The organism is Mycobacterium sp. (assembly GCF_049683355.1).
GTDB lineage: Bacteria > Actinomycetota > Actinomycetes > Mycobacteriales > Mycobacteriaceae > Mycobacterium.
On record NZ_JBAUJB010000006.1, the window covers coordinates 1 to 14,574 of the forward strand.

The window sequence follows — 14,574 nt, forward strand, 5'->3', positions numbered from 1 at the left end:
TGCAGTACGGGTCAAGGTGACCAACTCCGAGGCGGCCGACCAGGAGCAGGGCTACCGCCTGAGGGTGCAGATGGCGCCGGTCGACGGGACCTACAAAATCGCCAAGCTCGACCAAGTCAACTCTTAAGGGCTAGCGCAGCCAGTCGAGCACTGTACTCGCGATTGTGTGCCGGGTCGGTGGAGGGTGGCGCGCCGGTGAGGGCGCGCGGCACGGATTGGGGAATCTGCGCTGCCGTCCGTCACCTGGCCTCCACTGATAGCGATACTGTCGGTATCGTTACGTTAGTTAGTGCAAGTGGTGACGGTTGTCGTCGTCGCCCGCCGCGCCATCCGCGGCTCGCGAAGATTGGCGGCCGCGATCGACTCCGGCACCGGCCGCCGGTCACAGCCAGCAGCAATGGCCGAACGTCGTGTAGTCGACGACGAGCGCTCTGAGTGTCGTTCAGGTCTTGCCGCTGCTGCCGCGAGAAGCTCCTCAAGGTTGGGCTTCTGCGGTTGTGGCCGACTCGCCCGTGTTCTGCAGCAGCACGTAAGTGCCGAGGCTGCCCAGGAAACCTGCGCAGTGCTGAACGAGTTCATCGGTGGTGAACTCCAGTTCCCCGTCGAGCCAGCGGCGCAAGACTTCGAATAACCCGCCCACGCCCAATGTCGAGGCCAAATGGGCAACGCCCACTGCGGAGTCGGCGATGTCGAGGTGAAGTCTGGCCTCACGCAATACGAGGTCGGTGAAACCGGTTATCATTCTGCTGCGTAGCTCGCGGAGCAGCGGCTCGGTTGCAGATTCCACGAACAGGATCCGACCCAGCCGAGGGTCGTTGTCGATCATGCTGACCAGCCCGCGGATCGGCGCATATGCGAGCACCTCGGGTGGGGCGCCGGCATCGGGGATCGCGTCGACTATCACCTCCTGGAAGGTTGCATAGAGCTTCTGGTAGACAGCTCGCAAGAGGGCGTCTCTATCGGGGAAATGCTGGTAGAAGTAGCGTGACGTGATACCGGACTCAGCGCAGACGGCAGTCACAGTGGCGGCGGCAACGCCGTGCGTGCCGATCAATTCCATCGCGGCCTCGATGAGACTCGTACGCCTGTTCCGCTGACGCTCCTCGGCGGACAATCCGTTATACACACGGGCCGATCGCACAACCTGTAGCTTGCCATCTAATTCTGACTAGGCGTAAAGTCAAAATCTGCAGGTACCCATGACAACAGGAGAGCAACATGAGCGACGAGTCGTCCACACTGCCCACCACGCGAATCGTGCCGAAGCCTCGCCGTGTCCGCTTTGATATGCCTGCTGGGACCAAACGCCAGCACTTCGTCGACGGCGACTTGGTGATGAGTCACTTCGTCTCTACCTTGTCGGCCACGTTCCCCGAAGGCGAGGATTTCTTCATCCGGTCAGTCCGCCACTACCGAGACCAGATCAGCGACGCTGACCTGAAGGCGGCGGTCAAGGGCTTCATTGCGCAGGAGGCCACCCACCGGCACCAGCATAGCCTGCTCAACCAGAGGCTCCAGGATATGGGCTATCCGACCGAGGGGATCGATCGGCACATCACGAAGTTGCTTAAGCGGCTTGAGCCTCGGTTTTCTTCAGAGATGAACCTTGCTGTGACGGCCGCCCTTGAGCACTACACCGCGACATTTGCCGAGATCATTCTCACCAGCGAAGAAGCTCAAGCACTCATTGGGGACACAGAGGTGCGGCCGATTCTGCTCTGGCACGCAGTTGAAGAATCCGAGCACAAGGCCGTCGCTTACGATGTATTCCAGGCGATCGGCGGAAGCGAACGCACCAGAGTGAGGGGAATGCGATTCGCCACAGCCCTCTTGTTCGCGGAGTTGTTCATCCAGACCACCCGATCTCTGGCAGGCGACCGTGCCGCCTACAACCCGGTTCGGTTGGTGCGCAGCCTTCGAGCCTTCCGTCATAACCCGCTGTTCAGCCGAGCGGCAATTGAGCGCTTCCGTTCCTACACCCGTGCCGGATTCCATCCCGATGATTGGGACAGCGCGGAGATCCTCGAACGCTGGACCAAAGAACTCTTTGATGCCGACGGCGGCCAACAGCTACGGAGCAACGTATAGGTCGACAAGAGATGGTGGTCAAGCCGGCCATATGAGATAAGAAGACCTCTTCACGACGAAGTGCGGTGCGCCGTTGCTGCATCAGGCGTACGGCAACCCGCTGATGCGGGTCGAAGGGCCACCCGCCTTCCCCTCAGCGTCCGAAGACTTCCTAGGTCGTGTCTGTTAATTGTGGACGCGGTGATAGATGATGATCGCGGCCAGGGTGACTCCGCCGAGGTAGCTCAGGGCGTACTTGTCGTATCGGGTGGCGATGCCTCTCCAGTGTCCGGCCCGACTTCCGGAGCTCGTAGGCATTCATCGGGGTAGTGACGCGCGTTTGTGCTGGTAGGAGGTTCGCAGGGTCGTAGTAGCCGTTCACCGTCTCGGCGAGGGCGTTGTCGTAGCCCCGACCGATCCGATGGAGGGACCGCGCCGATCTCGGCGAGGCGTTCACCGTAGCGGACCGAGGTGAATTGCGATCCGGCATCAGAGTGACATCTCAAGCCCCGCAACGTGTTCCGCGTGACCAGCGGGCCATCTCAATCGCGTCGAGCACCATCGTGGTGCGCATGTTCGACGCGACGCGCCACCCGACGATCATCCGGGAGACAGGCCCTCGTCGATGTCAGCCTGGCGCACCCACATGCGCACTTACTCCACGCCGTAGCCCAGCTGGTGGGCTACCTTCTGCACGGTGCCTTGGCTGGCGCCCAGCTCCGCCCGCAATGCCCGCGCCATCCGCACCGCGGCCGCCTTCTCCTCCGAGCTGTATCTACGTGTCGTTGGCTTCCCAGGCGACTGTTCCTTCGGCATGACTCCATCCTCGTTTCCAAGGTCAGGAGCCTCCAGCATTTCCAGGGCGATTCACAACTGGGGTTCAGTCAACGGAGGGTCGAACTCCGTCAGGGGGCCATGCCTCGACGCCGTCTTCTAGCGGCACTTGCAAGGACCGCAGAAGTGCAGAGAACAAACGCCAGTTGCCGATCGCGGCGACGAGTTCGACGAGGATGGCCGGGTCCCCGTGCAACGCACGGTGACACGCAGCCCATGTTTCATCCGAGATTGTGCCGTCCTGCAGTGTCTCGTCTGTCGCCGCGAGTACCGCTCGCTCGGCTTCGCCGAAGTGGCTGGTGTTTCGCCAGTCTCGCACCGCGAGCAGGTCGCGTTCGGTCACATCGAGCAAGCGGGCGATCCTCCAGTGTTGCGTCCATTCATAGACCGACCCGGTGACCCAGCCGGTTCGCATGATGATCAGCTCCCGCAGACGCGCATCCAGCACGCCTTTCCAGAGCAATGCCTCCAGCATTCCGTGCAATGCGACGGCCACATTGGGCTGATGAAGCGCGATCCTGAAAACCGACAGTTCAGCCATGGCGTCCGGAATCCCGCATTGAGCGGCGCGCTTGCGGGCATCTGTCAGGGCAAGCATGTCAACCCGGCTTCGGCTGCTCACGGTGGATCCTTCCGGTTGGGCGCTCGTTGGCGCTGTCAGGCGATCGGCACAAAGACGTTGTGCAGCGCGGGAACCCGGTCCGGCCCGTTGCCGGCCAGCAAATCGAGCAGCCCGGGCAGGCCCGCGAAACCGGTGATCTCGCGGTGCAATTCTTCGAAAGGCCAACGCCCCGAGACCAGCAGCTCGAGGGCGCTCTGGTAGGCGGGGTAGTCGACCCCCAACGAACCCAAGATGCGTAGTTCTTTGAAGACGAGTAGGTCTGGCTCGAAGCCGGGCGCTCCTCCGCCGCCGCGGGTGCCGGCGACCACCACGCGTCCGCCGGGCTGCGCGAGTGCGACGGCGTCCGCGAACGCGGCTGGCGCCTTCGCGGTGACGTCGACGACGACGTCTGCGAGCCGGCCGGTCGCCTTTTGCAGGGCCTGTGCAGGGTCGTCCGAAGTGACGTCGATGGTCAGGTTCACGCCGAACTGGTGGGCTGCGGCTAGCCGAGTTCGGTCGCGAGGGCCGACTCCGGTCATTGCGACGAATGCCGCTCCGGCCTCCTTTGCGGCTACGGCGGCACAAATCCCGCGGATGCCTGGTCCGAGGACCGCGACGACGTCGCCCGGGCTTGTCTCGGGCAACGTGGCAGCCCACTTGACCCCTGCGCCAAGCGGATTGAACAACGTCGCCACGATAGGGTCGAGTCCGTCGGGGATCGGCAACAACATGGAATCGAACGGCAGATGCAGGTGGGTTGCGTAGCCTCCCCACAGGCCGGGCGGGATGTTCACGTCGACGAAGCCGAACATGGTGGCGAGGCCGTTGCTCGAGCACCTGCGGTACTCGCCGCCGCGGCACGAGTGGCACTCCCGACACGATCGGAACACCTCGACGGCGACTCGCTGACCCACCGACACGCCCCAACGTTCGCGCGCGGCGTCACCTATTTCCTCGATGACGCCGACGATTTCGTGTCCGGGGATGAAGGCGAACCCCGCCGGCAGGTGTCCGCTGAACTGTTCGTGGTCGGTTCCGCAGAGCCCGCACGCCTCGATCCGCAGGAGACCGGACTCGTCGTCGACGCGCGGTACCGGAAGATGTCGCCGTTCGAGGGTGCGCGGCTGGGTCAGCACGAACGCGTCGGCGTTCACGACAGTTCGAATTCGACGTGTCCGTTCGCCTGCCTCACGGCGACTTGGTGTCCCACGCACATCTCCTGTGACATCGCCATCGCCACCTCGGCATCGTCGCTGCGCGCCGCGACGCGGCGGCCGTCGGGCAAACGCGCGAAAATTGGCACCCAGGAGGGGCCTTGCTCACGGTCGTGCACGACGGTGTAGCCATCTATGGTCGCCATACCGGATGCGTCGGCGGGTGAAGCGACCGCGAGGGAGGTGCCGTCAATCGCAGCCTGCGCTTCAGCCATGTCCGGAGTCTGCCATCCCGTCGGCGGTGGGGTCGCCGACCACAGACCCAGCGAGTGCTTCGTGATGTACCAGCCCAGTCCGGATACGAGTCCCACGGCGTCCGGTTCGCTTCGGCAGCGTCGCACCATCTCGACAATCGAATGGCTGACATAGTTGTTGCCCGGCCCGCCGTGGTAGGGCAGTCCGCCTGTCACCGTGAAACCGCGGGCATCCTCAGGGGCGAGATCCAAGGCGTCGATCGCCGCCTCGACCGCGGAAGGAAAGCAAGAGTAGAAATCAAACCATCTGATGTCGTCGATGTGAAGTCCACTGGCAGCCAATACCGCCCTGCCGGCGGCCCTTATTCCGGCGGAACGGCTCAGATCAGGCCGCTGAACCGGGAAGTACACGTCATTGCAGGTGGCCGACGACCACGGGAAGACCCAACGATCACGAGGCACTCCGAGTTCCTCGGCGACTTCGGCAGCCATCATGACGAAGGCGGCAGCCATATCCACGGCGATGATGCTGTTGAGCAGCTTCGGATACGGCTCGCACACCATTCGGTTACTCGGGGAGACCGTGCTGATCTCGTCGGCGCTGCGGGCACGCGGAAACCACGCCTGCTCGGGATGTCGGGACGCCTCAACTGTGAACGGAGCCATCAGGTCTCCCAGCCAGCGGCGCTGCTCGTCGAATGTGCGGCCTGATCGGGCCGCGATCGCGGATTCGAAGATCGGGTACACCTCGTGCGGCCAATGTAGTCCGGCTTGCATCTCGGCTTCGCTCAGTCCCGGGCGTGTGTCACCAAGCGACTCGTCTTGTACCGCAATGGGTCTCGGCTCCGACAGCGCGCGACCGGATGCTACTTTTCGCCCTGATGCACCGCTTTCCGCTCCGACGATCAGTGCCGCGTCGCTGACTCCGCGCCGAATACGGCGGCCAAGGACCTCGACCAGGTATTGGGGGGTATTGCCGCCGACCGGACAGCTGATGCGATGGTTCGGCGTGAGCCCAGTCGCTTCGGCGATCCTCGACGCGGGATTGTCGCGCGGAATCATCAAGATTCCCGGCGTCGCCACGATGTCGATGCGGTGCGCGACCGCGGCCGAAGCATCCTGCAGTGCTCGGCGCGCGGCCCCGGAGGCCAGATCGATGGGATCGACGGTGTCTTCACCGCGGTGTGTGAGTTCACCGACGCCGACGACAACAGGAGTGCGTGGTTGGATGGCCACTGGTCAGTTCACGCTCATCGTCGACGCCTTCTATGCGACATGGCTGCGATATTGTCACATCCGGTTCCATGCGACAACCGCCGGTATCCGACACAGCGAATCGGTTTGGCAGGGCATACTCGTACTCGTGACGAGAAGACCGTTGCGACGGGGCGACGCGGCACCTGCGCGGAGCCGCGACATGGCGCGTGACCGCTTGCTCGACGCCGCCGAAACATGCCAACAACGCAAAGGTCTGCCGGGCACCACGATGGAGGACATCGCCAGGCAAGCGGGCGTATCGCGCGCCACCGTCTATCGCTACTTCCCGAGTCGCGAATCCGTCGTATCCGGTGTCATCGTGCGCGCAGCGGAACGTTACCTGAACCGTATCAGCGGACGGATCTTGGCGCATACAGACTTAGGCTCTGCCATATTGGAGTTCGTTGCAGTCACGGTGCGCGCGGCCCGTCGCGAACCGATAATCGGCATGCTCTTCGCCAGCGACGATGAACTCGCCGGCGTGGGACTGGCCGAGGGAACGTCGGTGGCGCTGTTCGAACTCGTCGCCGAGTTCCTGCGACCCGTGTTCGCCGCACACTGGCATCAACTCGAAGCCGGCGTCTCGGTCGATGACGCGGCCGAATGGATTCTGCGCATCATCCTCAGCTTGCTCTCGGTTCGCGGCCCGCGGCACCGCAGCCCCGAAGGCATCGACGCTTTCTTGCGTCGATTCCTGCTTCCCGCTCTACTGGCCGATACCCAGAGTTACATCAGTGCGACAACTGCGGAGTAGTGTCTCAGCCATGGCATCGGTATCGCAGCACGAAACGAGGCGCTGACCATGGACTTCCCGCAGTTCAACAAGCAAATAGCCGAGGAGTTCCAGCATGCGGCGGGAACCCCGGGAGGGCTCTCCAAGTACTTGGACTTCCGCCACATCGAGTTCTCCGCCGGGCGGCTGGTCGTGGAAATGGACGCCCGGGCCGATCTGTTGACTCCGTTCGGCACTCTGCATGGCGGTTGCCTGTCGGCGATGGTCGACCACTGCTTGGGCGTGGTGTTCTATCCGGTGATCGCTCCTGGGTCATGGGTCGCCACAACCGAATTCAAACTGAACCTGCTGCGTCCGGTGTCCAGTGGAGTCTGCGTTGCGGTCACCGACATCATCGCGCTGGGTAAGCGTAGCGGCGTCGCCAGGATCGACATCACCAATACGGGGCGCCCGGTATGCGCCGCGCAGGGAACAGTGACCGTCGTCGGCCAGAGCGCCTCGTGATCCGGTCGTGGAACGAGGACGCCGTCCGAGGTGACCGTCGAGGGCACACCAAATGAGCTCTACGTTCGAGTGCGTCCGCACCGAAGACGGAACCGCTCTCGCAGCCGATATCTACCGACACGAATCCGCCCGCGCAGTCGTCATACTGCTGCACGGCGGTGGGCAGAACCGCCACGCCTGGGCGGCCACTGCGCGCCGCTTACACGCGCGCGGTTATACCGTCGTCGCTTATGACGCCCGCGGTCACGGCGACAGCGAGTGGGACCCCGATGGTCGATACGATCTCGACCGGCTCGCATCCGACCTGCTGTCCATTCGCCGATATGCCAGCGATGGTCGTCCGCCGGCTGTCGTTGGAGCTTCCTTGGGCGGCATGACTGTGTTGGGAACGCACTTGGTGGCGCCCGCGGACCTGTGGGGAGCCGTCGTCCTGGTCGACATCACTCCCCGAATGGAGTTTCACGGAGCACGCCGCGTCGTGTCATTCATGGCCGCCCATCCCGACGGATTCGAAACGCTCGATGACGCTGCGGACGTCATTGCCGAGTACAATAGCCATCGCGCACGTCCCAAGAACCTGGACGGACTCCGCAAAGTGCTGCGGCAACGCGATGACGGTCGGTGGATCTGGCGATGGGATCCAGCGTTCGTAGCCTCCAACTTCGATTTCTTGCAGGGCGATCCCGCAACCGGCGCGGAAAGATTCGGCGCCATAAGTGAACTGCTCGTCGAAGGGGCGCGCCGCGTGCGGGCGCCAACGCTACTTGTCCGCGGCGTCCACTCTGATGTGACATCGCAGCAGTCGGTCGAGGAGTTCCTTGAAGTAGTGCCGCATGCTGAGGCGGTCGACGTTTCCGGCACGGGCCATATGGTTGCGGGTGACGACAACGACGCCTTCACCTCGGCAGTCGCAGAGTTTCTGGACCGCGCTCTGAACAACTCGTCGGAGTAAGCCTTGTTTCAGGGGCTCGAGGAACGAGAGTCCGAGGGCGGTGAATACACGCGTAATCCGAAGGCTGCGATGCCAAAACTAAGGATGCCGACGATCGCCTGAGTTGATTCGCGATCGCACCGAAGCAGTGCATATTGACTGCCGGTAGGCGCGCACGGCCACGTCGAGGCTCGGCCACGCACCGTCGGATCGTGCGCGATGATCATCGGCTCGACCCCTTCGACGATGCCGACGCCGACCACAACGCTGCCACCCGCCAGTAACTTCGACCCCTACGCCGCGAACGGACACAATTCCGGGAACGCGGTGGCGGCGTCGATCAGCAGCTCGACGCGCTCGCGGGTCAGCATTTTTCCGCGCCTTCGGTGCCGGACGACGTACTTTCTTACCGCCGCCCCCGTCGGCCAGCGCGAGTTGCTCGGCGATCGCATCGAGCTGGCGGTGAGTCCTCGCGGTTCTTGACGTATTCCAGCGCGCGGGGGTCGACCCGGACGGGCAAGACGTCAACCAACTTTCCTCCAGGTGACACCGACGTCGATCTCCTGACGCGCTACGTTAGCCGCGACTAACATCCGAGAACAATGGGGTCGTGCGGCAGGTCCTACCGCCCCTTTCCGACGGTTACCAGCAGGAGCAGCCCACATGACCCAGCCGGGACAGCGCGAAGTAGGGTCCGCCGCAGCGGACCCATGGATCACAGCTGAGCGCATCTCGTTGCGCGACCTCGCCACGTCGTTCACCCGAAAAGAAATCGTCCCGCACCTGCAGGACTGGGAGGACCGCGGCGAGTTGCCCCGGGAGCTGCATCGCCGCGCAGCCGCCGTCGGCCTGTTGGGCATCGGTTTCGCGGAGGAGGTCGGTGGCTCCGGCGGTGACTTGCGCGACTTGGTGCTGCTCACCGAAGCCGTGATGGAGGCTGGCGGCTCGTCGGGCGTGCTGGCCAGCCTGCTCACCCATAACATCGCCCTGCCGCATATGGTCGCGCAGGGCGATCCCGAGCAGATCCGCAAGTTCGTGGCGCCGACACTGGCCGGAGAGAAGATCGGCAGCCTGGGCATTACTGAGCCGGACACCGGTTCTGACGTCGCCGGCATCCGGACCACCGCGCGCCGGGACGGTGACCACTTCGTTGTGAACGGCGCGAAACTTTTTATCACCTCGGCGGTCCGGGCCGATTTTGTGACTACCGCTGTGCGTACCGGCGGCCTGGGGGCGTCGGGAATCTCCCTGCTGGTGGTGGAGCGCGGTACGGCGGGTTTTGCGGTATCGCGCACGCTGAAGAAGATGGGCTGGCTGTGCTCCGACACCGCCGAACTCGGCTTCTCCGACGTACGCGTACCGGTAGCCAATCTGGTCGGCCCCGAGGGCAGCGGCTTCCTGCAGATCATGCAGCAGTTCCAGGTCGAGCGTGCCTTCATCGCCGTGCAGTGCTATTCCACCGCTCAACGCTGCCTCGACCTGACGCTAAAGTGGGTGAAGCAGCGTGAGACCTTCGGCCGACCGTTATCCACGCGGCAGGTGGTGCGGCACAAGATCGTCGACATGGCGACTGCCGTCGACGTGGCTCGGACCTACACCCGCGCCGCCGTGGACCGCATCATCGCCGGTGACACCGATGTGCGGATGGTCTCGATGGCGAAGAACCAGGCCGTGGAAGCCTGCGCGCTTGCCGTCGACACCGCCGTGCAGCTCTACGGTGGCATGGGCTACCTACGCGAGACCGAGGTCGAAATGCACTATCGTGATTCGCGCATCCTGGGCATCGGGGGCGGGACTACCGAGATCATGAAGGAGATTATCGCCAAGCGCATTGGGCTGTGAGCGAAACCCGCCAGTCCGCCAGCAGACAAAATCCGCTTCGGTAGCTCTACGAGACTGACCGTCCAGTATTTGTAATGTAACGCGACGGTGTCTCGCGAGCTTTTTGCGGCCCATGTGGCCAGTGCGACCGGAACTGCATCACAATTACCATCTAGCGAGACGTATCAACCACGTAGCGTTGAGCGAGTGTTTCCGCAAGTCGGCTCGTATGGTCGACGATGTCGACTTGACTTACGTCAACGAGTAGCCCGGCGTGCCAGGCGCTGATCAGTTCGACGAAGCCGCCGACCGCTACAAAAGTGTCCATGCGCAACGCCTTTTCGTCTGCGTCAGGCCTCAGATGGGGTCGGCTGGCGGCCATGACGAGCTGGGTGGCTTCCTGTAAGGCCGCTGCACGACGATCTTGCAATGTTGAACTGCCGACGTGTTGCGTCAGCAGAATCTGGGCTCGGCCGGCATCCTGCGCGATGCGGAGAACGACGATCGAGATCGCGGCACGAATTGTCTCGACAGGTGGTTGACCGACGCGTTCGGCAAATGTTGCTGAAACCTCGCCGAGCATCTCGTTTCGGACACCGTCCCACGCCGCCACCAGCAACTCATCGCGGGTCTTGAACTCCTCATAAAAATAGCGATCATTCAACGCGGCTCTGGAGCAGACCCCACGCATGGTCACCGCAGCCCATCCGCTGTCCGTCCAGATATCTGTTGCAGCGGCGACTAGGCGCCGCCGCCGGTCAGCCCGTCGTTCGGCGCCTGTACGCCCGCCCCACCTTGCTGCCTTCGTCCGCACGCCTACATCTTGACAAAGACTTACCACCCGCGCCAAACTGGTGGCATGCGACCACAATTGTGTTCACTGCCACCAAGTGGCAGCAGATTGGCTTTGCTCACCGGTTCGGCGTGGCCGAATCTGCAAAGGGTTCGGTACTGATGAATTTCCTGTGGTGGGGCAAATCGCCTCGCAGAAGTCATCGCGCGAACGCGGTTGTTACGGGCGCGGGCAGCGGAATTGGTCGCGCCTTTGCAGTAGAGCTAGCTCGCAGAGGTGGACGGGTGGTATGTGCCGACATCGACCCCGTGCGCGCTAAGGAGACGGTCGAACTCATCGTCCAGGCCGGCGGTGAGGGCCTCGACATCGTGTGCGATGTCTCCGAAGAAGAACAGGTCCGCGAACTTGCCGACAGCGCGGAAAAGTGGTTTGGGCAGGCACCCAGCCTGGTCATCAACAACGCGGGCATTGGAGTCGGCGGTAATGTCATCGGCGCGACGGCCAAGCGAGACTGGGAGTCGACGCTCTCAATCAACTTGTGGGGAGTGATTTACGGCTGCGAGGCCTTTGTGCCGCGGCTGCGCGCAAGGGGCAGCGGGGGAATAATCAACGTCGCGTCGGCTGCAAGTTTCGGCGCAGCGCCGCGGATGGGGGCCTACAACGTCAGCAAGGCTGGCGTGCTCGCACTGTCCGAGACCCTCTCGGCTGAGTTGAGTGGCACCGGTGTGGCGGTGACAGTGTTGTGTCCCACGTTCGTTAAAACCAACATTGTCGACAACCCAGGTATCGAGGAGTCAGCCGCCAAGCTGGCGACGAACTTGATGAGGTGGACAGGCGTGTCACCGGAATCGGTGGCGCGCAAAACCCTGGACGCGAACGACCATGGGCAGTTGCACGTCCTACCTCAGATCGATGCGAAGATTCTCTGGCTTTTTAAGCGGGCAGTGCCTGCGACTTATACCCACGCGCTCGGCCTGGTCGAGCGAATCGCCCGCTAAGTATTTCCCGACAGAGAGCTAAGGACAAAGGGGACGCAAAAATGGCATTCAAATACAGCGATATGCTTGAGACGATCAAGAATCGGCAGTGGGCGCTGGCCGACATCGATTGGGATGCGCCGGGCGCCGATAAAATCACCGATGAGCAGCGACCCGAACTGAAGCAGTTCATGGCTGACGTGGTGTGGATAGAGCACGTCGGGGCACGTGCTTTCGCCGCCATGGCGCCGAAGGCGCCGTTCGAGGCTCTAGGTGAGATCTACCGGTATTTCCATGCTGAGGAGCAGCGGCACGCCAACGCGGAGCTGGCGCTCATGCAGCGGTGGGGGATGCTTGAAGAAGGGGAAATCCCGGTGCCGAACAAGAATATTCGGCTGGTGATCGAGTGGATTGACCGCTATGCCGAGGCCCTCCCGCTGACGGTGATCGGAGCGGCCATCCCCGCCTTGGAGACTGCGCTTGATGGAGCATTGCTCAAGTTCCTGCTCGACGAGGTTCAGGATCCGCTGTGCGCCGAGGTTTTCAACAAGGTCAACAATGACGAGTCACGGCACCTGGCGGTCGGTTTCCAGGTTCTGAACGACCTCGGCGCCAGCCCAATGCGCATTCATGCGATGCAGACAATGGGGGCGCTCATCGACCCGAGAATCCTCCTCGGCGGTGTCCTCTACGTGCCGTTGCTCACCAGAATGCTGACCAACCTCAACGCCATGGGATTATCGGAGGAGAAGCTGTACAACGCGGTGATGCGGTACGAGAACGTAGGGGATCGTAGCCAGTTCACGCGCCGTGTTCCGGGCTACCACATCCTGAAATCTCACATGTCCGCCAGTATTAAGCGTTCTCAGCCATTGCATTACATCTCGCAGCGACTGGGTACCGCGATCGACCACTTCCCCACCGAGGTGCTGGGTAAGTCGCCATCGTGGACCGAAGAGCTGACCTACGAACCGGTGGCTAAATGAGCGACACCACGACCGTTTTGGTAGTCGGGGCGGGTTTCGCCGGTCTGGGAACCGCAATTCGTTTGCTACAGCAGGGTATCGAAGATTTCGTCATACTTGAACGCGCGGATGAGGTAGGTGGGACCTGGCGGGACAATACGTATCCCGGTGCGGCTTGCGATATCCCGTCGCTGCTCTATTCCTACGGGTTCGAGCAGAATCCGAACTGGTCCCGCGCGTATTCGGGCAGTGGCGAGATACTCGACTACATCAGGACGATGGTGGACAAGTATTCGCTGTCGCGTTTTATCCGGTTCGGAGTGAATGTCACCAGTCTGGAGTTCGACGACGAAAGCGCACTATGGAGTGCCCAGACAGCTGACGGCTCCCAGTTCAAGGCCCGCACCGCAGTGATGGCCAGCGGGCCGCTGGCCAATCCGAGCCTGCCTGACATCCGCGGGCTGGACACCTTCCTTGGTCACAAGATCCACAGTGCGCGTTGGGATCACGACTACGACATGAGCGACAAACGTGTCGCCGTGGTCGGCACCGGTGCCAGCGCTGTTCAGATCATTCCCGAGCTGGTGAACACTGCGCGCTCGGTGAAGGTCTTCCAACGCACCCCCGGGTGGGTCCTGCCTAGGCCCGACTTCTCCCATCCGCAGTGGGCGCGCACGGCGTTTCGTCGAGTGCCTCTCGTGCAGAATGCTGCTCGGCAGACATGGTTCTGGGTGCACGAGCTCATGGCCGTCGGGATGGTCTGGGATACCCCTGTCACCACCGGCATCCAGCTGGTGGCGAAAGCAAATTTGCGGAGGCAGGTTTCGGATACTTGGCTCAGGCGCCAGTTGACGCCGAACTTCCGCGCCGGCTGCAAACGGATGCTGATGAGCAGCGATTACTACCCGGCTCTTCAACGCGACAACTGCAAGCTCGTCTCATGGCCGATTGCGACAATGTCGCCGAACGGCATACGGACCGCAGATGGCATCGAACACGAACTGGACTGCATCGTCTTTGCCACCGGCTTCGATGTATGCAAGGCTGGCACGCCTTTCCCCATCCGCGGCGCACGTGGTCGTGAACTCTCCGACGAGTGGTCCGAGGGCGCTTATGCGTACCGGAGTGTCACTGTCGCAGGCTATCCCAATCTGTTCTTCACCTTCGGTCCGAATTCAGGGCCCGGCCATAATTCGGCTCTAGTGTATATGGAAGCCGAGATCAACTATATCGTCAAAGCTATCGGCGCGATCATCGACAATGATCTCAGTACGCTCGAGGTCCGAGAAGATCGGCAAAATGATTACCACGGCGAGGTGCAACACCGGTTGGTAAGTACGACATGGAATTCGGGCTGCAAGAGCTGGTACCTCACGAATGACGGATACAACGGCACCATGTACCCCGGTTTCGCCACCCAGTTCGTGCGCGCACTGTCCAAGGTCGACATGAGTGATTATGTGACGACCCCGGCAACCGCCGCACGACCCGAGCACCAAACAATCGAACACGCCCAAAACAGCTCGAGTGTGGCCAAGATTTCCCGGGGCCGCAAAAGCGCAGGTGCCGCGCCAACGCGGTCTGACGTCATGGCAGACGTCCTGGACGTCGGCGTTGGGAAAGCACCGCCTAAGCGTGCAGCCTCGAGGGTGAGGAACGACGCTTGAGTCTCCATGTCGCGGG

13 protein-coding genes and 3 pseudogenes are annotated in these 14,574 nt (G+C 62.5%); 9 read left to right on the forward strand and 7 right to left on the reverse strand.

Features of this window, described 5'->3' with window-relative positions:
• Positions 1-127, forward strand: a pseudogene (locus WA944_RS00145) (hypothetical protein); the annotation flags it as partial.
• Between the two features lie 348 nt (positions 128-475).
• Here WA944_RS00145 and WA944_RS00150 read toward each other — a convergent pair.
• On the reverse strand, positions 476-1,141 hold the full coding sequence (locus WA944_RS00150; protein ID WP_370332588.1) for a TetR/AcrR family transcriptional regulator: 666 nt from the start codon (positions 1,139-1,141) through the stop codon (positions 476-478).
• Between the two features lie 77 nt (positions 1,142-1,218).
• On the opposite strand from WA944_RS00150, the gene WA944_RS00155 reads away from it, so the two are divergent.
• Positions 1,219-2,088 (forward strand): metal-dependent hydrolase, encoded by an 870-nt coding sequence (locus WA944_RS00155; protein WP_526609332.1) that lies wholly within the window; start codon positions 1,219-1,221, stop codon positions 2,086-2,088.
• Positions 2,089-2,374: 286 nt separating this feature from the next.
• Here the strand turns inward: WA944_RS00155 and WA944_RS00160 are convergent.
• The 4 genes and pseudogenes from WA944_RS00160 to WA944_RS00175 all read right to left on the reverse strand — a co-directional run.
• Positions 2,375-2,883, reverse strand: a pseudogene (locus tag WA944_RS00160) (DDE-type integrase/transposase/recombinase); the annotation flags it as partial.
• A 64-nt stretch (positions 2,884-2,947) separates the two neighbouring features.
• Entirely contained in the window at positions 2,948-3,499 is a 552-nt protein-coding gene (locus WA944_RS00165) for a carboxymuconolactone decarboxylase family protein (protein WP_163895501.1), read from the reverse strand.
• Between the two features lie 59 nt (positions 3,500-3,558).
• Positions 3,559-4,656: a zinc-dependent alcohol dehydrogenase gene (locus WA944_RS00170; RefSeq protein ID WP_526373993.1), complete on the reverse strand. Its 1,098-nt coding sequence runs from the start codon at positions 4,654-4,656 to the stop codon at positions 3,559-3,561.
• Positions 4,653-6,146 carry a TLP1 C-terminal extension domain-containing protein gene (locus WA944_RS00175; RefSeq protein WP_526609334.1) on the reverse strand — a complete coding sequence of 498 codons (1,494 nt, stop codon included), beginning with the start codon at positions 6,144-6,146 and terminating at the stop codon, positions 4,653-4,655. The genes WA944_RS00170 and WA944_RS00175 overlap by 4 nt, the downstream gene beginning before the upstream one ends.
• A gap of 181 nt (positions 6,147-6,327) precedes the next feature.
• Here WA944_RS00175 and WA944_RS00180 point away from each other — a divergent pair, with 181 nt between their 5' ends.
• From WA944_RS00180 to WA944_RS00190, 3 genes are read left to right on the forward strand one after another with little or no spacing between them, the layout of a single operon-like run.
• Positions 6,328-6,921 (forward strand): TetR/AcrR family transcriptional regulator, encoded by a 594-nt coding sequence (locus tag WA944_RS00180; protein WP_526609340.1) that lies wholly within the window; start codon positions 6,328-6,330, stop codon positions 6,919-6,921.
• Between the two features lie 48 nt (positions 6,922-6,969).
• The gene (locus WA944_RS00185) at positions 6,970-7,404 is read left to right on the forward strand and encodes a PaaI family thioesterase (RefSeq protein WP_163886516.1); all 435 of its coding nucleotides are present in this window, start codon (positions 6,970-6,972) and stop codon (positions 7,402-7,404) included.
• Positions 7,405-7,456: 52 nt separating this feature from the next.
• Entirely contained in the window at positions 7,457-8,356 is a 900-nt protein-coding gene (locus WA944_RS00190; protein WP_526373991.1) for an alpha/beta fold hydrolase, read from the forward strand.
• A 164-nt stretch (positions 8,357-8,520) separates the two neighbouring features.
• Here the strand turns inward: WA944_RS00190 and WA944_RS00195 are convergent.
• Positions 8,521-8,867 (reverse strand): annotated as a pseudogene (locus tag WA944_RS00195) (carboxyl transferase domain-containing protein); the annotation flags it as partial.
• Positions 8,868-8,998: 131 nt separating this feature from the next.
• Here WA944_RS00195 and WA944_RS00200 point away from each other — a divergent pair.
• A complete protein-coding gene (locus WA944_RS00200) occupies positions 8,999-10,177 on the forward strand; it encodes an acyl-CoA dehydrogenase family protein (RefSeq protein ID WP_163887611.1) in 1,179 nt (392 codons plus the stop codon).
• Positions 10,178-10,328: 151 nt separating this feature from the next.
• Here the strand turns inward: WA944_RS00200 and WA944_RS00205 are convergent, their stop codons facing one another.
• Complete coding sequence (locus WA944_RS00205; protein ID WP_526372784.1) at positions 10,329-10,970, reverse strand: TetR/AcrR family transcriptional regulator; 642 nt, start codon at positions 10,968-10,970, stop codon at positions 10,329-10,331.
• A gap of 140 nt (positions 10,971-11,110) precedes the next feature.
• On the opposite strand from WA944_RS00205, the gene WA944_RS00210 reads away from it, so the two are divergent.
• Genes WA944_RS00210 through WA944_RS00220 form a run of 3 tightly spaced genes read left to right on the forward strand, consistent with a single transcriptional unit; the run spans position 11,111 to position 14,558 of the window.
• On the forward strand, positions 11,111-11,947 hold the full coding sequence (locus WA944_RS00210) for an SDR family NAD(P)-dependent oxidoreductase (RefSeq protein ID WP_163895505.1): 837 nt from the start codon (positions 11,111-11,113) through the stop codon (positions 11,945-11,947).
• A 41-nt stretch (positions 11,948-11,988) separates the two neighbouring features.
• Entirely contained in the window at positions 11,989-12,912 is a 924-nt protein-coding gene (locus WA944_RS00215) for a ferritin-like domain-containing protein (protein ID WP_526372782.1), read from the forward strand.
• Positions 12,909-14,558 (forward strand): flavin-containing monooxygenase, encoded by a 1,650-nt coding sequence (locus WA944_RS00220; protein WP_526609337.1) that lies wholly within the window; start codon positions 12,909-12,911, stop codon positions 14,556-14,558. The genes WA944_RS00215 and WA944_RS00220 overlap by 4 nt, the downstream gene beginning before the upstream one ends.
• Positions 14,559-14,574 lie beyond the last annotated feature (16 nt).